Origin of the sequence: Streptomyces sp. NPDC003720 (genome assembly GCF_042875075.1) — a bacterium.
GTDB lineage: Bacteria > Actinomycetota > Actinomycetes > Streptomycetales > Streptomycetaceae > Streptomyces.
Window position 1 is genome coordinate 12,172 of the sequence record NZ_JBIANZ010000014.1, and the last position, 20,349, is coordinate 32,520.

The window sequence follows — 20,349 nt, forward strand, 5'->3', positions numbered from 1 at the left end:
TCTCGGTCCGCATCGGCGCCTCGTGCGGCTTCCCGTGCCCTGCCTCGGCGCATCACTGCCCCGGAGAGCCCCGAGGCCGGCGGGGCCGCCGCTCACACGGCGTCCGCCCACGCCCGGCGATCACAGCGTCCGCCCTCCCCCTCAGCGGTCACCGGCCCGGGCTCGTCAGTCCCGGCGCCGCTCCGGAGCGGTGGCGGTGATGACCAGGGCGGCCTGGTCGTCGTCCACGTCACGGCCCGCCACGAAGTCGCGGACGTCCTCGGCCACGGTCCGCACGACGTCGGCCGCGGTCGGCCGGCGCGGTGCGGAGGCCAGGGCCTCGGCAAGACGGGCGTCGCCGTACTGTTCGGCGCCGGCGGCCCGGCACTCGGTGATGCCGTCGGTGTACAGCAGCAGGCTCTCGGCCGGGCGGAGCGTGAAGCGGCGCGCGGCGAGCCTGGTGGGGATGCCGATGCCGAGCAGCCCGCCGGACGCCTCGACCGTGCCGACCACGTGGTCGGCGTCCAGCAGGAGCGGCAGCGTGTGCCCGGCCCGGACCAGATGGACGTCGAGCCCGTCGGCCGTCGGCGCGAGATGGCCGTAGACGAGGGTGACGAAGCCGTTGTTCTGGTGGCTGTGGCGGTCGTTCAGGGCCTTGTCGACCGCCTTGACGACGTCGACGGGATCGTCCAGCAGCGGGGCGACGGCGCGCGCGGTGTGGCGGACCAGGGCGGTCGTGGTCGCGGCCATGGCGCCGCGCCCGCAGACGTCCCCGAGGATGAAGGCCCAGCTGCCGTCGCCGCGGTCGAAGACGTCGTAGAAGTCGCCGCCTATCTCCAGGCCCTCGCCGGCCGGGTGGTAGGAGGCGGCGAGCTGGGCGCCGGGGACCTCGGGCAGGTCGGGCAGGAGCAGGCCGGTCTGCAGGTCGCGGGCGAGTGCCGCGCGCTGCGTGTACTGGCGGGCATTGCGGGCGGCCGAGGCGGCGCGGCGGGCCAGTTCCTCCGCCAGGGCGACCCGGTGGCCGTCGAAGCTGTGCCCGTCCGTGGAGAGCAGGGTCAGCGCGCCGAAGGGCCGTCCCCGGTCCATGAGGGGCACGCACACGTATCCGGTGGCGCCCAGATCGCGCCAGGGACCGGGACCGGTCGGGGTACGGCGGGCCACTTCGGTCAGGCCGGAGGCCAGGACCCGGGCGACCGGGTCGTCGGCGTCGTGGGCCGGGGAGTGGGCGGCGAGCAGGGTGCGCGCCTCCTCGGTCGGGCCGGCGGTCGCCACCCGCTGCACGCGTCCGCTCTCGACGACGTCCACGGCGGCCAGCGGCGCCAGGGCCGGGCCGGCCAGGGTGGCCAGCCGCTGCAGGGTCTGCCTCTCGTCCAGTCCGCCGGACAGCGCGGTGCTCGCGGTCAGCAGGAAGGCGAGGTCGTCGCGGGCGGCCTTCTCGCGGGCCTCCGCCGTCCGCCGGGCCTGCTCGATGTGGTGCCGCTCGATGGCGAGGGCGGCGGTGTCGGCGAAGGCGCCGGCGAGGGCCAGATCGGTGCCCTGGGGGGTCCGGGGCGTGCGGTGGTACATCGCGAAGGTGCCCAGCAGCCGTCCGTCGCCCGCCATGACCGGGGTCGACCAGCAGGCGGCGAGCCCCGCCCGGCCGGCCAGGACGCGGAAGTCGTCCCACAGCGGGTCGGTGGCGATGTCGGCCACGATCACGGTCCGGCGCCGGTGGGCGGCGGTGCCGCAGGAGCCGACCCCTTCGCCGGCGGCGATGCCGTCGATGGCCTGGTTGTAGTGGTCGGGCAGGCTGGGGGCCGCGCCGTGGCGGAGGCGACGGCCGTCCTCGTCGGCCAGCAGGACCGAGACGAGCACGTCGGGGCAGAGTTCCTCGATCGCCCTGCACATGCCGTCGAGCACGTCGTGCAGCGGCGCCTGCCGCGCGATCTGCTCCAGCAGCGCGCGCTGCTCGGCGGCCAGGCGCCGGGCGTGTTTGGCCTGGGTGGTCTCGACGCCGATCATCCGTACGCCGATGACGTTGCCGCCGACGTCGCGGCGGGCCTCGTAGGTGAAGTCGAAGTACGACTCCTGGGCCTGGTCGCCGACGCCGATGACGACACGGGCGTCGCGGCCCACGTGCCGTTCGCCCGAGCGGTACACCTGGTCGAGGAGCCCGATGAACCCCTGAGCCGTCAGCTCGGGCATCAGCTCCGCCAGCGGCACGCCGGTGCGTTCCCGCTGCCCGCCGCCGATGGCCGCGAAGAAGGCGGGGTTCGCCGCCTCCAGCACGTGCGCGGGCCCCGCCATGGACGCGAACAGCGCGGTGGAGGTCCCGAACAGCATCGACAGGTCGTCGTCCACGCCGCGCGCCGCCTCGGACGCGCTGACACCGCCCGTCGACCGGCGCTCACGCTCAGCCGTCATCTCGCCCCCCTTCGCAGGTGACTGCCCCGTTTTCCCGGGGACCATCGTCTCCCAGGCGCCGCTGGACGCGGCACGCAGGGTCTTGTGCCACGGACGGCCGGTTCCAGACATCCCGGAGCGGAACCGGGCCTGGCCGGGTGCCGTGGGCCGGGGCCCGGGGGCCCGCGGCGCGCCCGGCGGCGTCAGTCGCCGGCACCGGCGCCTTCGCCCGCGCGGCCCGGTGCGCACCCGGCGGTCCGGCCGGCCAGCGCGTCGGCGACGGTGGTGTGGATCGGCATCAGCTCGGAGATGCCGGTCATGGTCACCATGCGCGTGAGGCGGTCGGGGACGTCCGCGAGCCGGAGCGAGCCGCCCGCCTGCTGGGTGGTGTGCAGGAGGCCGATGAAGGTGCTGAGGCCGGTGGAGTCGACGAAGTCGACGTGTGCCAGGTCCAGCACGATATGCGGCACGCCCTCCGCCACGACGGCCAGGGCGTGCGCGCGCAGGGTGGCCGACGTGTGCAGGTCCACGTCTCCGGAGACGCTGACGACGGCGGTGCGGTCGACGGGGTACTGGACGGTCACGTCCAGGGTCTCGGTCATTTCGGTCATCACTCCTGGCCGGAAGGCTCGGGCACGGTGGTGGCGGACGGGGTGGCGCTCACGCCGTCGTCGGGCGGTACGGGTCCGGCGGGGCTCCGCGTCACACCGGTCATGGCCGCGGCGGGTCGTCGCCGAGACCGTGGACGGTGACGAGACCGGCGAGGCCCGAGACCGTCAGGACGGGCTCCAGCAGCGGCGTGACGACGAGCTCCAGTCGGTCGGCGTGGGCGAAGAGCACGCTCAGCCCCGCGCTGTCGAGGTACTCCACGGCCGTCAGGTCGAGGACGAGGGGGCCGGAGCCGCGGTCCAGGGCGTCGGCCAGGGAGCCGACGTTGCTCATGTCGATCTCGCCGCCGACGACGAGACGCGGAGTCCCGTCCGGGCGTCTGCCGGAGGTGAGCGTCAGGGGGGTGGTCATCCGGAGATCCTCATCTGCATGTCGACGGTGGTGCCGCTCGGGCCGGGGGTGATGCTGACGTGCTGCATCAGGGCGCGCATGAGGGCCACGCCCCGGCCGCGGTGGGCGTTGCGCTCGGGCTGGGGAGCCTTCCACCGGCCGCTGTCCGCCACGGTCAGGAGCAGGTTGTCGACGAGGGCCTCGGCGCGCAGCCGCACGGCCTCCCCCGGGGCGTGCCGGTGGCCGTGCTCGATCGCGTTGGCGCACGCCTCCCCGGCCGCGACGAGGACGTTCTGCACGGTGTTCGGCGGGAGGTCGCACTGGGCGAGCCAGCTGCGCAGCGCCTGGCGGACCGGCGCGAGCTGGGACGACTCGGCCGGGAAGGAGATCTCCAGCGGCGCCGGGTGGCGGTAGAGCAGCAGTGCCACGTCGTCGTCGTAGCCGTCGGCCGGGGCGAGCTTGGCCATGATGTCGGTGGCGAGATCGTCGATGGGCGAGTCGCGGCCGTCCTGCACGGCGTCGCCGGCCTGGTCGATGCCGGCGCTGAGCGGACGCCGGCGGCGCTCCACGAGACCGTCGGTGTACAGCAGCAGCGTGGCCCGCGCGGGCAGGGTGCAGGCGGCCTCCGGGCGCTGCCTGCCCGGCCGTACCGCCAGCGGCAGGGAACGCCCCTCGTCCAGCAGCCGGACGGTGCCGTCGGGGTGCGCGAGGATGCCCGGCGGGTGTCCGGCGCTGGAGTAGGTCAGTTTCCCCGTGGCCGGCTCGAGGACACCGCAGAAGACCGTCGTGCACGGGGCGCCGGGAACGCTCGCGGCGAACTGGTCGAGGGCCATCAGCGTCCGGGAGGGGCTGGCGTCCTGCAGCATCAGCGCGCGGCAGGCGCTGCGCAGCTGCCCCATGACGCTGGCCGCTTCCAGGCCCCGCCCGACGCAGTCGCCCACCACGATGCCGATCCGCCCGTCCGCCAGCGCGACGGTGTCGTACCAGTCGCCGCCCACCTCCAGCGGCCGGGTGGCGGGCTCGTAGCGCACGGCGAAGCCGTCCGGGAGCCGGGCCGGGCCCAGGATGGCGCGTTGCAGCGCGATCGCGGTCTCCCGCTGCTGGTCGATCTGGTGCGCCCGTACCAGGCCCTGCGCGAGGTGCCCGGCCAGCAGGGAGAGCAGGAGCTGGTCCTCGGAGGTGAAGGGCCGGTGCTCGCCCAGATCGATCCACAGGACCAGCGGCCCGTCGGGGTGTTCGAGCAGGACACCGGCGCCGCTGTCCTCGGTCGCCGGGGTGAGCGAGGGCTGACCGCGCAGCGCGGCGAGCGCGTCCCGCCGCGCGGGGGGCAGGTCCTCCCACCGCGGGCTGCCGTCCGTGGCGGTGAGGGACGGGGTGTCGCCGCGCCCGAAGACGGCGGCCATGACGCTCCGCGCCCGCCACGCGGTCCTGAGCTCCCCGAGGGCCCCGGCTAGCGCCTCGGGCAGACTCGCGGCCGCGGACAGGGTCGTGCTCAGCGCGGCCAGTGCGGTCTCGCGCTGGACGGCGTAGTGCTCGGCGGTGACGTCGCGGAAGGTGCCGACGGTGACCCGCCGCCCCGTGTCGGGGTCCTCGGCCTTGTTGTAGGTGACGGTGACCCACAGCCGGTGGCCGTCCCGGTGGGTGACGGGGACGGTGTACGAGCCCTGCTCGCGTTCCAGCAGGCCCGCGAAGGCGTCCCCGACCTGGCGGTGCGCCTCGGGGTCGGTGGCGGCCTCGGGCCACCACGGCTGCACGGGCGCGTAGGGCAGGTTCTCCGGGCCGTACCCGAGAATGTCGGTGAACGCGGCGTTGATCTCCACGACGGCCCCGGACTCGTCGCAGACGAAGAAGGCCTCCTGCAGGGAGTCGATGAGCGCCGTCCGCCAGCGCACGTGGTGGCCGCGCAGCCGGGCCAGTTCGACGTTCGCGCGTACGCGCGCCAGGAGCTCGGCGGCGGCGAAGGGCTTGACCAGGTAGTCGTCCGCGCCCGCCTGGAGCCCCTCGATCGACGCCTCCTGCCCGGCCCTGGCCGACAGCAGCAGCACGGGCACCGAGGCGGTGCGCGGGTCGCCGCGCAGCCTCGCCACCATTTCCAGCCCGTCCATCCGGGGCATCATCACGTCGCTGACGACGAGGTCGGGGATGTCCCGGCGGGCGGAGACCAGCGCTTCGGCGCCGTCGGTGACGGCGGTGACCTCGTATCCCGCTCCGGCGAGGATGCGGGTGAGGTACTCGCGCATGTCGACGTTGTCGTCGGCCAGCAGCACCCGGGCGCCCGATCCGCGCACGGAGCCGTACACGGTGGCGCTCGTCCCGGCCCGCCCCACCGAGTCGTCGGCCGCCGCGCCGGGCTCGCCGTCCGGAAGCCAGCGCATGGCCTCCAGGACGTAGGGATCGGCGGCGGACGCCTGTGTGCCGCCCGCTTCCGGCGCCACGCACTCGGGTGCCAGGTGGGCGGTGCCGAACGGCAGCCGGATGGTGAAGGCGGTGCCCTCGCCCTGGCCGCTCTCGGCTTCGATCGTGCCGCCGTGCAGACCGACGAGTTCCCGCACCAGGGCCAGCCCGATGCCGCTGCCCTCGTTGGAGCGGGAGCGGGTGTTCTCGATGCGGTGGAAACGCTCGAACAGCCGCGGCATCTCCGCCTCCGGCACCCCGACACCGGTGTCGGCGACGGTGACCACGGCGTGATCGCCCGCCGCGCGCACCCGGACGCGGACAGCGCCGTCGAAGGTGAACTTCAGCGCGTTGCTCAGCAGGTTGAGGACCACCTTCTCCCACATGCCGCGGTCCACATACACCGGCTCGTCCAGGGGCGGGCAGTCCACGTCGAAGGCGAGCCCGGCCCGTTCCATCGCCGAGCGGAAGACGCTGGACAGCTCGGCGGTCACCGCCGCCAGGTCGACCGGTTCGTACCAGGCCTGCATACGGCCGGCCTCGATCCGGGAGAAGTCCAGCAGGGTGTTGACCAGCTTGCCCAGCCGCAGCCCGTTGCGGCGGATGACGTCCAGCTCCTGGACGACCCGGCCGTCCGCGTCGGCGAGCCGGGTGTGGAGTTCCTCCACCGGGCCCATGATCAGGCTCAGCGGGGTCCGGAACTCGTGGCTGATGTTGGAGAAGAAGGTGGTCTTGGCCCGGTCCAGTTCGGCGAGCTCCTCGGCGCGCCGTTGCTGCGCCTGGTAGCTGCGGGCGCTGCCGATGCCGGAGGCGATGTGGCCGGCGGTCAGCTCGACGAACCCCTGGTAGCCCTCGTCCAGCACGCGGTACCGGTCGAGTGCCGCCACGAAGAAGCCGTAGGGGGCGCTGCCCTGCTGCAGGAGCGGGACCGCGAGCGCCTGCACGGGGGGCTCGGGCCAGTCCCCCGTGGGCAGGCCGGCGAAGGCCTCACCGGTCAGGGGCACCACGGCCGCCTCGCCGCCGGCCAGCAGCGCGGCCGGCCACACGCCGCCGGGCTCGCCGACCGGGAGGACGGCGGGCGCGACGGGGTGGCCGGGGGCGATCCCGCTCGTTCCGGCCAGCCGGGCGGTGTCGCCGTCGAACAGGTACGTCAGGGTGAAGGGCAGGTCCTTGCGGTTGTGGCACAGCTGCCGGCCGGCGAAGGCCAGCACCTCCCGCTCGGTGCGGATCACGCTCGGGTCCGAGCCCAGGTCGCGCAGTGTGGCCATGCGCCGCTCGCCGATCACCCGGTCGGTGTCCTCGGTGACCACGCACAGCATGCCGACGACGGCGCCGGAGTCGTCCCGCAGCGGGCTGTAGGAGAAGGTGTGGTAGGTCTCCTCGCTGTACCCGGAACGCTCCAGGAGCAGCAGCAGCCCCTCGTCCCAGGTGGCCTCGCCAGTGCTGAGCACGGTCTCTATGCGCGGGCCCGCGTCGCCCCAGACCTCCGCCCACACCTCGTTCGCGGGACGCCCCAGCGCCCACGGGTACTTGCGGCCCAGGGTGTCCCGCCGGTAGGCGGCGTTGCAGAAGAAGGTGAGCTGCTCGCCCCAGGCCATCCACATGGGAAAACGCGAGGACAGCAGGATGCTGACGGCCGTCCGCAGGCTCTGCGGCCACTCCTGCGGAGGGCCGAGGGGCGTGGCGGCCCAGTCCACCGCGGCCAGGTCGCGGCCCACCTCGGGGTCGGCGGCGAACACGCCGCCTTCCACCGCGGGACGCGGTCCGTGCCCAGCCTCGCCCGAAAGCCCCACGCGATCCCGTCCCCTCATGGTGGCCCGTGCGAGGGCCGCTTCATGCCGAACGCGCACACGAGGTTTCCGATCGTGTGCCCTATGCCCTGTCTGCCCCGGGATCGCCGTCCCACCCCGGCGGGTTTTCCACCGGCTCGCGGGGGCGCCGGCTCCAGGGCCTCGGCTGGCATTGTTCCAGACCCCGGCAGGGCCCGTTCCGCAGGGGGATGCGCGCGGCACGGGACGATCGGCCGGGCTGCCGGAGGATGATCCAGGCGAATCGGGAAACCTGTGCGGGTAGCGCATGCCGTCGATGCGCATGGGGACGAGGAGGCACGCTCCTCGCACGCGAGGACCGCCGGAACGGAGTCCGCCGCCCCGCCGTGACCGCTCACCGCACAGGAGGCCTGGTGAACGAGACAGAGGGCGCCCTCTCCATCAGCACGCGACCCTGCCCGTCGGGGCCGGTGGTACTGCGCCTGGCGGGAGATCTGGACCACTACACGGGCCCCGGCCTCCGCACGGCCATGGCGGAGCTGCTGAGCGGGCCCGGCGCGGACGTCATCGCCGACCTGTCGGCCCTCGACTACTGCGACTCCACGGGGATGACCGAGATCATCACGGCCCACCACCGCACCGAGGACAAGGGCTCCTCGTTCTCGGTGGCGGGGCTCAGCCCGGCCCTGACCCAGCTCTTCCGGGTGGCGGGCCTCGACCAGCTCCTCGCGGTGTACCCCAGCGTCGAGGAGGCGCTCGACGCCCTGGGCGCGAGCTGACGGGGACGCGGTCGCCCGGCTGACGCAGTGGAGCGGCTGCGCCGGGCAAACGCCCGGCACAGCCGCTCGTCCTCGTGCCCCGCGCCTGAGTCAGGCGAGCCCGCTCCCCCACCCGAGGCCGACCACCTTGCCCGCGCAGAGCCTTCGGGCATCCGGGCCGGCGCCGCAGAGGACGGGCGTCGTGCCGGGACCGCCGCTCAGCGGTAGCGCGCCCGGCCCACCGCCGCGGCCACCGTCAGGGGCGCGGTCAGGAGCGCCGCGAGCCGGAACAGGGGGCGGTAGTCGTGCGCCTGGGCGGTGGAGGCGGCCAGCCCGGTGGCCACGGCGCTGCCCACGTAGAGGGCGACGCCGAACATGGCCACACCCGTCGCGCGGGCCTGCGGGGACAGGGCCGTCCAACTGCGACGAGTGGCTCGAGAAGGTGGCGGCGGGCCTCGGGGTCGGGACCGCGCCGGAGGACTCCACGCGGCACTACCACCATCCGGCCGTACGGTTCGTCCGGCTGCGGGACGCCCCCCACCGTCCGCCTGCACCTGGCCTATCCGTCGCACGGCTCGCACCCGCAGGCGGCCCGGTTCGCCGAGACCGTGTGGCGTGACGTGAGCGGCGGCCAGCTCCCCTCGGCCGACCCCAGAGCCGCCGTGCACGGTGCCGCGTGCGCGACGCCGGGCGGCGCCCCCAGGCCGTGACCCCTCCTGGCGGGCGGTCCGGTCGTCGCCGAGGTGACGCCGGGTGCCTGTGGCGGAGGACGGCGGCCGGCCCCTCCGGGGTGGGGCCGGCCGCCAGGGGGTGCGCGGGCCGGTTCAGCGCTGCAGGGTGAGGACGCCCGGCCGCCACGGCAGTTGGTCGTACGGGCCGCTCGCGGAGGGGGACTTGCCCTGGTAGAGGAGCCGCAGGTTGCAGGGGTCGACGGTCATGGTCTGGTCGGGGTTGTCGCGGACCAGGTCACCGTGGCTGATGTCGTCGGTCCAGGTCGCGCCGCTGTTGGCCTTGCCGGCGAAGGGGTTGCTTTCGGTGGCGGCCTGCGGGGTCCACGAACCGTTCAGGCTGGAGGCCGTGAACGAGCGGAAGTACCGCTGCTCGTTCGCACCGCGCGCCTCGACGATCATGAGGTACTGGTTCTGGCCCTGGACCTTGTAGACCTGCGGCGCCTCGAACAGGTTCTTCACCGTGTCGCTCATGACCGTCGTGTACGACGAGCCGAAGTTGCCCGGGAAGTTCCCGATCGGCATGCTCGCCCGGTAGATCTTGCCGTTGTCGCCGGCGAAGAACAGGTACATGTTCTGGTCGTCGGCGATCAGGGTCTGGTCGATCGGGGCGGCGCCCGAGATGCCGCCGGTGAACAGGGGCTGCGGCGCGGACCAGCCGTCGGGGTTGGTGGGGTCGCTCGACGTGCGGTAGATGAAGGGCCACGCACCCCACTGGTACGCCAGCACCCAGACCTTCTTGGGCGCGAAGTAGAACAGGGTGGGCGCCACCGCGGCCTGGCTCATCCCGGTCTGGCCGGCCGACGCCATGTCCGACCAGTTCGTGAAGGGCCGGAACATCATCGAGCCGTACGACGACCCCGACACGTTCGACGCGTAGACCAGGTGCTTGCCGTTGTACGTCACGTCGGTGAAGTCCTTCAGCGCGACCCACCCGTTCGCCGGCTGCGCCAGCGCGCCGGTCGACGTCCACCGGTAGGTCGACGGCAGGGAGCAGGTGCCGTCGGGCGGGGTGGAGGTCCCGGACAGGCCGGTCCACTTCTGGTTGCTGCCGCCGTTGCACGTCCAGATCTGCACCGCCGTGCCGTTGGCCGTACCGGAGCCCGCGGCCTCCAGGCACAGCCCGGACTCCACGCCGACGACCGTGCCGTCGGAGTTCACCCGCCACTGCTGGTTAGCCCCGCCGGAACAGGTCCAGATCTGCACCCGGGTACCTGCCGCGGTGGCGTGGCCCGGAACGTCCAGGCACTTGTCGCCGTACACGGTGAGCTGGTTGCGGTCCGTCGACGTCCACTGCTGGTTGGTCCCGCCCCAGCAGTCGTAGATCTGCAGATACGTGCCGTCGGTCCGGACGGCGCCCGGCACATCGAGGCACCGGCCGGACCCGGCACCGCGCAGCGCGCCGCTGGAGGCCGCCTGGGCCGGGGCGGCCACGAGCAGCGCCGCCAACGCGGCCAGGGCCGCGACCACGGCGGCGAGTACCACAGACGGATGCCTGCGGCGGAAACTTCGTCTGCGCATGGATACGTCCTCACCTTTGCGTAGGCGGTCGGCATTTCGAACAACGGTCGAACCATCGAGCAACCCGGATGATAGGGAACCGGTGAACGGCGTCAATAGCTTCCGCACGTATCGACTGCAAAGCCGAAAGTTTCGGACTCCCTACGGCGCGCCGGTGCGCGACCTACCGTCAAATCACTGGCTTGTAAGCCACTTGACCCGTGAATGAAGCGATGCATGGGCAGTGCAGACACTCGGCCAGGGCGTTTCGAAAGTTTCGAAAGGCAATCGGAAATTTCTTCTGCGGAATGTATTGACGAGCCGCGGTCGCCACCTCAATCATCCCTGTCTGAGAAGTCGGCCCTGGCCTGTGTCGAGACGTGGAGCACCGCCGCCGATTCTTCCGTCCAACCGTGATCTCTACCTTGGAGGCACAGTCATGGGCTCGTACGCCCTTCCCGGATCCGTTGTCAGCAGGAGGATCCGCGGCCTGCTCTTAGCGCTCGTCGTCGGTGTTCTCGGTGCGGCCACCGCACTGGTCGCGCCGCCGAGCGCACACGCCGCCGAGAACACCCTCGGCGCCGCCGCGGCACAGAAAGGCCGTTACTTCGGCACCGCCATCGCCTCGGGCAAGCTGGGCGACTCGGCGTACACGACCATCGCGGGCCGTGAGTTCAACATGGTGACGGCCGAGAACGAGATGAAGATCGACGCCACCGAACCGCAGCGGGGCCAGTTCAACTTCAGCGCCGGCGACCGCGTCTACAACTGGGCGGTGCAGAACGGCAAGCAGGTGCGGGGCCACACGCTGGCCTGGCACTCCCAGCAGCCCGGCTGGATGCAGAGCCTCAGCGGCAGCACACTGCGCCAGGCGATGATCGACCACATCAACGGCGTGATGGGCCACTACAAGGGCAAGATCGCCCAGTGGGACGTCGTGAACGAGGCCTTCGCAGACGGCAGTTCGGGAGGCAGGCGGGACTCCAACCTGCAACGCACGGGCAACGACTGGATCGAGGTCGCCTTCCGCACCGCGCGCGCCGCCGACCCGGCGGCCAAGCTCTGCTACAACGACTACAACATCGAGAACTGGACCTGGGCCAAGACCCAGGGCGTGTACAACATGGTCCGCGACTTCAAGCAGCGCGGCGTGCCGATCGACTGCGTCGGGTTCCAGTCGCACTTCAACAGCGGCAGCCCCTACAACAGCAACTTCCGCACCACGCTGCAGAATTTCGCCGCCCTCGGCGTCGACGTGGCCATCACCGAACTCGACATCCAGGGCGCCGCGGCCTCGACCTACGCGAGCGTGACGAACGACTGCCTGGCCGTCTCGCGCTGTCTCGGCATCACCGTCTGGGGCGTGCGCGACACCGACTCCTGGCGATCGGGGGACACGCCGCTGCTGTTCAACGGCGACGGCAGCAAGAAGTCCGCCTACACCGCCGTCCTCAACGCGCTCAACGGCGGCGACTCCACGACGCCCCCTGCGGGCGGCGGTCAGATCAAGGGCGTCGGTTCGGGCCGGTGCCTGGACGTGCCCGGCACCAGCACCACCGACGGCACCCAGCTCCAGCTCTGGGACTGCCACAGCGGCACCAACCAGCAGTGGACGTACACCGACGCCGGCGAGTTCAAGGTCTACGGCGACAAGTGCCTCGACGCCGCCGGCACAGGCAACGGCGCCAAAGTCCAGATCTACGGCTGCTGGGGCGGCGACAACCAGAAATGGCGCCTCAACTCCGACGGATCCATCGTCGGCGTCCAGTCCGGCCTCTGCCTCGACGCCGTCTCGGGCGGCACCGCCAACGGCACCCTGATCCAGCTCTACTCCTGCTCGAACGGCAGCAACCAACGCTGGACCCGCACCTGACGGAACCGGCCGCGCCCGCCCCACCGGCCGCTGCCGGCACCCGGCCCGGGTGCTGGCAGCGGCGTCTCAGGTCACCCCTTCCCGTAGTCCTCCACCATGGTGCCGACGAGCGCCAGGAGGGCGTCGGCGCGGTGCCGGTCCTCGCGCCGGCCGCGCAGGGCCTCGTCGGCGGCCCGCAGGCGGGCCACGGCGGCCGGCTCGCCGTCCACCAGGTCGTCGACCACCGGCGCGGTCAGCAGGTCCAGGCACTCCGTCAGCAGCCGGCGGGTCGCGGGCTCCGGCGGGCTCGGGTCGGGGTCGGCGTACGCGGTGGTCAGATGCCGCACGGGGTCGGTGAGGCTCCAGCCGACGACGGTGCCGTCCTGGACCAGGAGCGCCACGTCGGCGGCGATGCCGACACAGGCCTCCACCGGTTCGTCGAGGACGTCGAGATCGCGCAGGCAGGTCAGCACGGTGTCCCCGGGAGCGCGGCACAGCACCGAGCACATCTCGTGCCGGAAGTCCCGGACCTCGTCCGCCCGGAGCCCGCCCGGGCGCACCGGGGGCAGGGCCGGAACACGGACGGAGGTCTCGGCGGACGCGGAGACGTACGGCATCCGGAACTCGGCCCCGACCAGCTCCCGGCTGACCGGGTCGAACCGCAGGACGTCGGGTGCGTCCCACAGGTGGTCCCGGCTGCCGAAGGTGTCGGCGAGGAACCGCTCACGCTCCTGCACGTCCGCGTACCGCACGACGTCCACGGAGTCGCCCGTGAAGCGGGGGGTGAGGCGCAAGGGTTCCTCCGTGACCGTCGCGCGCCAACCGGCGTCGAAAGCCAGTCGCATGGTCATTCGCTCCCGTCCGATCCGCTTCGCAGGGGCGAGGCAGGTTCTCGGCTCACCGTCGGGCCTCTCAGGTCACCGATTGCCGTAGTCCTCCACCAGGTTCCCGACAAGCGACAGGAGGGCGTCGGCGCGGTGCCGGTCCTCGCGCTGGGCGCGCAGGGCCTCGTCGGCGGCCCGCAGGCGGGCCAGGGCGGCTGGGTCCCGGTCCTTCACGTCCTGGAGCAGCGGCTCGGTGACAAGGTCCAGACACTCGGTGAACAGCCGCCGGACGGCCGGGGACGGCGGGGCGGGGTCCGGAGCGGCGAACCCGGTGGTCAGGTACCGGACGGGGTCGGTGAGACTCCAGCCGACGACGGTGCCGTGCTGGACGAGGAGCGCCACGTTCGGGGCGATGCCGATGCGGGCCTCCAGCGGCTCGTCGAGGACCTCGGTGTCGCGCAGGCAGGTCAGTACGGTGTCTCCGGGGGCGCGGCAGAGCTCCGTGGCCACCTCCAGGCGGAAGTCCCGGGCCTCGTCCGCGCGAAGGCCGCCCGGGCGGACGGGGGGCGTGGCCGGAACGCGGGCGGAGTCCTCGGCGGCAGCGCACTCGTAGGGCAGTCGGAAGCCGGCGCCGACCAGTTGGCGGTCGGCCCGGTCGAACCGCAGTTCGTCGGGAGCGTCCCACAGCCACTCCTGGCTGCCGAAGGTCTCCCCGAGGAACCGCTGCCACTCCTCCACGTCGGCGTACTCCGCGATGCGCAGACACTGGCCCGGGAAGTCGAAGCGCGGGACGGAGCGCAGCGGATCGTCCGTCACCGTCGCAGTCCAGTCGCCGTCAAAGGTGAGTCTCATGGGAAAGCCGTTCATCGAATCTGTTCCGCGGGAGCCATGTAGCCGTTCTTCGCCGGAATCCTGCCCTCGACCACGTCCGCATGGGTAATCGGACCGCCGGGATCGGTCGGCGAGCCGCCGAGGGCCCTCAGGCCGGAGTCGCCCCTGATGCCGGACGGGCCGTATGCCGTGATGACGTTGCCTGCCCCGGCTCCGCCGCCTTCCGCCACCACGATGTCCTCCCCCTGCCGGAAGATCAGCCTGCCGCTGCCCGCCGTCGAGTGGTACACCGCGTCCGGGCTCTTGAGGATGTCCAGGACCCGTTCGTCGCTGAAGCCGTGCATGGAGTCCGCGTGGTAGTTGCCGGCCTTCCTCATCCGGTTGCCCTGGGCCCGTTCGACGACCTCGTGGGCGGTCTGCTTGGCCTTTTCCCTGGCCTGCTGGGCTTTCTCCTCCTTCGTGTACTTGGGCATCAGCCCCAGCGGGTCGCATCCGCTGTACGGGTTGTCCACGTAGCCGAGGGGGTTGGGCGCGGGGGCGAGGCCCAGCGGGTCCGGGGAGGTGTAGCGGCCGGTCTCGGGGTCGTAGTGGCGGAAGAGGTTGTAGTGGAGGCCGGTCTCGGGGTCGTAGTACTGGCCGGGGAAGCGCAGCGGGGTGTAGGCGCCGCTGTCCCTGGCCCAGGCGGTGGTGCCCCAGAGGGTGCTGCGGCTGCGCCAGGCGATGCCGCCCGCCTCGTCGACGAGTTCGGTGGGGGTGCCGATCAGGTCGGTGGCTATGGCGAAGAACCGCCGGTCGATCTCCTGCTGCCGGCTGTCGGCCGTCAGGATGCGCTCGGTCTGGGCGAGCGGGACGACGTCCCGGTGGTCCCAGCTGAGGGCGACCGTGTGCGGGAGGTCCGGGCGGTGGCTGGTCTGCTCGCAGAGCGTGAGTCCGTCCCAGGTGAAGCGGACCTCCTCGGCCACGCTCTCGCCGTCGGCCGCGAGGCGCTGCTTCGCGGTGCGGCGGCCCAGCGGGTCGTAGCGGTAGCGCCACCGGGTGCCGTCCGGGGTGGTGACGGACGTGAGGCGGTTCTCGGTGTCCCACGTGTAGCGCCAGGTGTCGGGCCTGCGGGAGAGGCGGGTCTTCTGACGCAGGGTGACGCGGCCGAGGGCGTCGTGCTCGAAGCGGACGTCTCCGGCGCGGGTGATGCCGGTGCCGCTGTACGTGCGCGGCCCGGTGGCCTCGGCGCCCGGGTGCCGGTCCGGCCAGGATGCCGAGGTCTGGTTGCCGGCGTCGTCGTACGCGTACCGCTCCGTCCAGCCCGGGGCGTGGACGGCGGTGACCCGGCCCAGCGGGTCCAGGTCGAACGTGCGGGTCCCGGCGAGCCCGTCCGCGACGGACAGCAGGTGCCCGTCGGCGCGGTAGGCGTAGGCCCGGCTGTTGACGGCGCGGGCGCCGGCGGTGATGTGCTGCGCGGCGAGCCGTCCGGCCTCGTCCCAGGCCGACGTCACGGTCAGCGCGTCACCGAAGGCGCGGGCCAGTTCGCGGCCGGCGGCGTCGTGGGTGAAGTCGACCGGCCGGCCGCCGGAGGTCAGCCGTGCGGGGAGCCCGTCGGAGTCGTAGGCGTAGGTGGTGACGTGGCCGGTGGGAGTGGTCCGGCGGACGCGCCGGCCCAGGTCGTCGTAGGAGTAGAGCATCGGGCGGCCGTCCACCAGTTCCGTCTTGACCAGCCCGCGGCGGTCGTACTGGTAGCGCAGCTCGCCGTCCGGTCCGACCGCCTCCAGGAGGCGGCCCGCCCGGTCGTACGCGTAGGTCGTCACCCGGCCGTCGACGGTCTTGGCGAGGACCCGGCCGAGTGCGTCGCGCTCGAAGGAGACGGTGCCGCCGAGGGCGTCGGTCCGGGCGGTGAGGCGGCCGGCGGCGTCCACGCGGTAGGTCAGGGTGCGCCCGTCGAAGTCGGTCTCGGAGACGATGTTGCCGACCGCGTCGTACGCGTACGTCCAGCTCAGGCCCTGCGGGCCGGTCACCCGGGTGAGGCGCAGGTCGGCGTCGTGCTCGAACGCGTACCGGGCGCCGTCGGGCCGGGTGGTGGCGAGCGGGAGGTCGAAGTGGGTGTACTCGTGGCGGGTGACGGCTCCGGCGGCGTCGGTGTGGGCCGTGCAGTTGCCCTCGCCGTCGTAGGTCCATGACTCGGTCGCGCCGTCCGGGCCGGTGCGGCGGGCGAGCAGGCCGTCCGCGTTCCACTCCAGGCGGGTGACGCCGCCCACCGGGTCGGTCACCCGCACCGGGCGGCCGAGCCCGTCCCGCTCGGTGCGGGTGGTGGCGCCGGACGGGTCGGTCACCGCCACGGTCCGCCCCGCCGCGTCGCACCTGATGTGGGTGGTGTTGCCGAGGGCGTCGGTGACCGAGGTGGGGCGGCCGGCGTCGTCGTAGGCGATGCGGGTGGTGCGTCCGGCCGGGTCGGTGTACGAGGTCCGGTTGCCGCGCTCGTCGTAGGTGTACGCGGTACGGGCGCCGTCCGGCCCGACGACCTCGGTCGGCAGCCCGAACGGGCCGCGTACGAGGCGCAGTTCGGAGCCGTCCGGGCGGACGGCCGAGATCAGCCGGCCCTCGTCGTCGTAGGTGAAGGCGTGCCTGGCGCCGAGCGGGTCGGTGCGCGACAGCAGGTTGCCGCTCGCGTCGTGGCGGAAGCGGGTGGTGTGGCCGAGCGCGTCCGTGGTGGCCAGGATCCGGCAGTGCGGGCCGATCAGGTGCCGGGTGGCCCGGCCGTCAGCGGTGGTGAGCGTGGTGGTGCGGTGGCCGGTCGCGGGGTCGGGTTCGGTGTACGTCAGGGTGATCTGGACGTGGCCGGCCTCGCCGCCTTCGGCGACGACCCGGTCGCGGTCGTCGTAGACGTAGTCGTAGCGGCGGTCGTTGGAGTCGATCCAGGCGATGACGCGGTGGCGTTCGTCGTAGAGGAAGGCGGTGGCGGCGCCGGAGGGGCGGGTGACGGTGGTGAGGTCGCCGGTCTCGTCGCCGTAGTCGTAGCGCACCAGCGGCAGGTCAGCGCCGTCCTCCCCGCCACCCGCCAGGCAGAGCGCGGTGACCCGCCCGTCTGCGGTGGTCAGCCGGATCCGGTGGCCCGCGGAGTGCACGAGGGCGAGCGGCAGTCCGTCGTCCGCCCGGTCCACCGTGACGGTGTGCCCGTCCCGTTCGCCGATGCCGGACAGCCAGGCGGTGCCGTCGCCGCCGGGTTCGGCGCCGGGCGGGGCGGTGAAGTGGCGGACCAGGCCGGAATCGGGGTCGGTCAGGGTGTAGTCGCCGTCGGCGTCGCGGGCGAGCAGGGTCCGGCCGCCGCCGGAGTCCGGCCGGGTGGGGTCGCCGGGGACCGGGTGCGGGTAGGTGACCAGGAGGCCGTCGGCGGTGGCGTGGACGACGCCGACGGCGTCGATCTCCAGCCGCTCGTCGACCGTGGACGTCCAGGCCGGGCCCAGGAAGCGGCCGGTCGCAAGGCCGGACTCGGTGCGCCGGGTGAAGACCAGCGGCAGGATGCCGGGGATCTCCACGTCGGTCTGGGGCAGGAACATCCGGCCGGTGGCGAGGTCCACCGGGTCGGAGCCGTCGGTGAGGCGCTCCCCGTCCGGGCGCCTGTGGGTCCCGTCCTCGACGTCGTCGACGAGCCTGCGCACCTTCGCGGCCTCGGAGGCGTCCTCGGCGATGCGCACGCCCTTCACCGCGGCGCCGCCCCCGTCGGTGGCCACGGTCAGCACGATGTCGGGGATCAGCCGGCCGAACCCCTCGGCCGGGTCCTTCATGAAGTCCTTGACCATCTGGGTGCCGGTGCCGACGGGGTCGTTGGCGGCCACGACGAGACCGGCGGCCAGACTGTTGAGGGACGTGGCGTACTCGGCCGGGTGGGTGAGGTTGTACGGGTCCATGGGGTCGACGCTGCGGACGAAGTTCACGATCCCGGCGGTGCCCTTGATCAGGCCGCCGGCCACGTGGTCCTGCATGATCTGCAGTTCGCCGAAGCCGTCCCGCAGCTGCTCGGCGTAGGACGGCTTCTTCGGGGCCATGTCGCGGGCGGCGCGCACCGCGGAGCGCGCGGTCTCCGCGGCCGAGTTCCGCTGTGTGCGGGCGTCGGCCAGGATGTCCTGGGCGTCCTGCATCAGCTTCCTGCCGGGGTCCTCGAAGGTCTCGGCGGGGCGCGGCGGGAGCGAGGACGGGTTCCGCTCCTCGGCGGGCTGGGCGTTGTAGCGGTCGACGGCCTTGTTGTAGGCGTCGACCTTCGCACGGTGGGCGTCGGCGGCGTCCTCCGACGCCTTGACGCCCGCCTTCCACTTGTCGATCGCCGTCTGCGCCTGGCCCTGGGCCCAGGTGACCGTGTCGGCGAACGACTCCAGCGCGCTGATCGCCTTGACGCACGCCTCACCCGCCGTGTACCAGCGGTGCGGCTGCTTGCCGACGGCGGTGCGCAGCGCGTCGGCCGCCTCGCCCTTGAGCCGGGAGGTGTCGAGGCCCCGGAGACCGTCACCGGTCTCGTTGAAGGACGACTCGAAGGCGCGGAGCTTCGCGGCCACGGCGTTGATCTTGCTGGGGCTGCCGTAGATCAGCTTGGTCTTGTCCTCGGTCTGCCCGAGGTCCATCTCGTCGACCTCGGCGCCCAGCCGGTTGGCGACCGAACGGGACTGCTCGCGCACCCAGTCGGCGCCGGACTCCCAGCCGACGTCCTGCAACCGGTCGGCGGTCCAGTTGCCCGCGTCCTCGACCCGGTCGCCGACCCACTCGACGCCATGCTCGATCTTGTCCTCGACCGAGTCGGGCGTGATGTCACTGATGAAGTCGCCGATACCCACCGTCAGTTCCCCCCGGACTCACCCTGCTGTTGCTGCTGCGCGCGCTCCTCGGGCGACGGTCCGAAGGTGTCGTCCAGCGCCTGGTTCCACTGGTCGTCGGAGATGCCGAACGCCTTGTTGAGCAGTTCCGACTGCCGCCCGCCCTGGCCCTCGGTGAGCACCGTGCGGCCGGTGTCCTTCCAGGTCTGCGCCATGTCGTCACCGGCCTTGTCGAACGACTCGGCGCTGTAGTCGGGGTGCAGGTAGTCCGGGGTGAAGATGTCGCCCCAGCCCTGCTTGGCGATCTCCTCCTCACTGGCGTGCGGGTTGCCGCCGAACAGGGAGTTGGCGCCCACCTTCAGCGAGCCCGCGACGTACTGGTCCTCCTCCCAGAGGGTGCCGGCCGCCAGGCCGAGCCGGTTCGCGATCTCGCTCGCGTCCCGGACCAGGGCGCGCACGCCCCACTCCCAGGACTCGCAGAAGTCCTCGAAGTCGGTCGAGAGGCCGTGGTGTCCGGCCTCCATCCCCGTCATGGCCAGCTCCGAGAAGCCCTTCCCCATGACGGAACCGGTGGCGCCGCCGAGGTCGCCGAGCTGGTCGATGGTCGTCCCCAGGCCCTGCGTGAACCGGGCGACGGACTCCTTGTCCAGCTGGAGGTCCTTGCCGTCGTCGCTCATGACCGCCCCTCCCCCGCGCGGCCGGTGTCGACGGCGACCGCGTCCGGGACGATGCCGGCGACGGGCGGGAAGAACATCGCCCCGTCCTCGGTGGCGATGTCGACGGCGAGGCCGGCGGGCTCGCCCAGGGCCGGCACGATCTCGTCGACGATGCGCGCGCCCAGCAGAGCCGCGTGGTCCACCGGCTGCTCACCGGGCGCGTGGTGGCGGGCGAACCGGGCCAGCGCGGTCTCGTCGGTGAACCCGCAGATCCACCGCACCCCGCCCGCACGCACCGACCACAGCCCGCCGCCGGCCACCGGCACCAGAAGGATTGAACGGCGCATCTCACCGACGAGGGCCCGGGGGTCGCCGTCCGCCCGGCTCCGCTCGGCGATGCGCTCGGCGAGCGCCGTTCTCGGCTGCTCCACGGTTCCTCCCCTGTCACCGACGACTCATGGCACCGTAGGGGAGGACACACGCGAACGGGCGGATGGTTCTCCGGAGTTCCTGTGAAACGGCGAAGCAACCGGCGACGGAGCACGCGGCGACGCGAGCCACCTCTCGGGCCGACGGCGGCACGCCGGCCCTTACACGGCGCGCCTCGGCCCGCGGGCATCGGTTGACCGCGGGCACGACGCCGCGAGGGCGGACCCGATCGCCGCGTACGTCGAGGCCGCAGCCGGGGTGTCAGGAGCCCTTGGCGGCCGGCTCCAGGATCGCCACGCACTCCACGTGGTGCGTCATCGGAAGGATGTCGGCCTGAGCAGGTCTCCGAAAAGACCAGGTCAGGCCCACGTTTCGGCGCGTTGTCCTGCGTTCGGGTGTCAGGAGCGTCAACCGAGCGTCAGGACGACATCTCTCCCTCGCCCTCGGATGGAACT

13 protein-coding genes are annotated in these 20,349 nt (G+C 72.8%); 2 read left to right on the plus strand and 11 right to left on the minus strand.

Annotated elements, in window-relative coordinates; translation table 11 throughout:
• Positions 1-165 precede the first annotated feature (165 nt).
• The 4 genes from ACFYU0_RS31855 to ACFYU0_RS31870 form a co-directional block, all read right to left on the minus strand.
• Positions 166-2,382 carry a SpoIIE family protein phosphatase gene (locus ACFYU0_RS31855; RefSeq protein WP_389305682.1) on the minus strand — a complete coding sequence of 739 codons (2,217 nt, stop codon included), beginning with the start codon at positions 2,380-2,382 and terminating at the stop codon, positions 166-168.
• A 182-nt stretch (positions 2,383-2,564) separates the two neighbouring features.
• Positions 2,565-2,972, minus strand: a complete 408-nt coding sequence (locus ACFYU0_RS31860; protein WP_389305684.1) for an STAS domain-containing protein — start codon at positions 2,970-2,972, stop codon at positions 2,565-2,567.
• Between the two features lie 100 nt (positions 2,973-3,072).
• Positions 3,073-3,381 (minus strand): STAS domain-containing protein, encoded by a 309-nt coding sequence (locus ACFYU0_RS31865; protein WP_351666583.1) that lies wholly within the window; start codon positions 3,379-3,381, stop codon positions 3,073-3,075.
• Positions 3,378-7,493 (minus strand): SpoIIE family protein phosphatase, encoded by a 4,116-nt coding sequence (locus ACFYU0_RS31870; protein ID WP_389305686.1) that lies wholly within the window; start codon positions 7,491-7,493, stop codon positions 3,378-3,380. Before ACFYU0_RS31870 ends, ACFYU0_RS31865 begins: the two co-directional genes overlap by 4 nt.
• A 443-nt stretch (positions 7,494-7,936) precedes the next feature.
• Between ACFYU0_RS31870 and ACFYU0_RS31875 the strand changes: the two genes are divergently transcribed.
• On the plus strand, positions 7,937-8,302 hold the full coding sequence (locus ACFYU0_RS31875) for an STAS domain-containing protein (RefSeq protein WP_389305689.1): 366 nt from the start codon (positions 7,937-7,939) through the stop codon (positions 8,300-8,302).
• A 197-nt stretch (positions 8,303-8,499) separates the two neighbouring features.
• On the opposite strand, the gene ACFYU0_RS31880 is transcribed toward ACFYU0_RS31875, so the two are convergent.
• The gene (locus tag ACFYU0_RS31880) at positions 8,500-8,658 is read right to left on the minus strand and encodes a hypothetical protein (RefSeq protein WP_351666577.1); all 159 of its coding nucleotides are present in this window, start codon (positions 8,656-8,658) and stop codon (positions 8,500-8,502) included.
• A 447-nt stretch (positions 8,659-9,105) separates the two neighbouring features.
• Positions 9,106-10,530 (minus strand): non-reducing end alpha-L-arabinofuranosidase family hydrolase, encoded by a 1,425-nt coding sequence (locus tag ACFYU0_RS31885; RefSeq protein WP_389305691.1) that lies wholly within the window; start codon positions 10,528-10,530, stop codon positions 9,106-9,108.
• 418 nt (positions 10,531-10,948) lie between these two features.
• Between ACFYU0_RS31885 and ACFYU0_RS31890 the strand changes: the two genes are divergently transcribed.
• A complete protein-coding gene (locus tag ACFYU0_RS31890) occupies positions 10,949-12,382 on the plus strand; it encodes an endo-1,4-beta-xylanase (RefSeq protein WP_389305693.1) in 1,434 nt (477 codons plus the stop codon).
• Between the two features lie 71 nt (positions 12,383-12,453).
• On the opposite strand, the gene ACFYU0_RS31895 is transcribed toward ACFYU0_RS31890, so the two are convergent.
• The 5 genes from ACFYU0_RS31895 to ACFYU0_RS31915 form a co-directional block, all read right to left on the minus strand.
• Positions 12,454-13,206, minus strand: coding sequence for a hypothetical protein (locus ACFYU0_RS31895; protein WP_389305695.1), 753 nt, complete (start codon positions 13,204-13,206; stop codon positions 12,454-12,456).
• A gap of 72 nt (positions 13,207-13,278) precedes the next feature.
• The gene (locus ACFYU0_RS31900) at positions 13,279-14,037 is read right to left on the minus strand and encodes a hypothetical protein (protein WP_389305697.1); all 759 of its coding nucleotides are present in this window, start codon (positions 14,035-14,037) and stop codon (positions 13,279-13,281) included.
• Positions 14,038-14,048: 11 nt separating this feature from the next.
• Positions 14,049-18,830 carry a putative T7SS-secreted protein gene (locus tag ACFYU0_RS31905; protein WP_389305699.1) on the minus strand — a complete coding sequence of 1,594 codons (4,782 nt, stop codon included), beginning with the start codon at positions 18,828-18,830 and terminating at the stop codon, positions 14,049-14,051.
• 2 nt (positions 18,831-18,832) lie between these two features.
• Positions 18,833-19,486, minus strand: coding sequence for a hypothetical protein (locus ACFYU0_RS31910; protein WP_389305701.1), 654 nt, complete (start codon positions 19,484-19,486; stop codon positions 18,833-18,835).
• A complete protein-coding gene (locus ACFYU0_RS31915) occupies positions 19,483-19,896 on the minus strand; it encodes a hypothetical protein (protein ID WP_389305703.1) in 414 nt (137 codons plus the stop codon). Before ACFYU0_RS31915 ends, ACFYU0_RS31910 begins: the two co-directional genes overlap by 4 nt.
• Between the last annotated feature and the right edge of the window lie 453 nt (positions 19,897-20,349).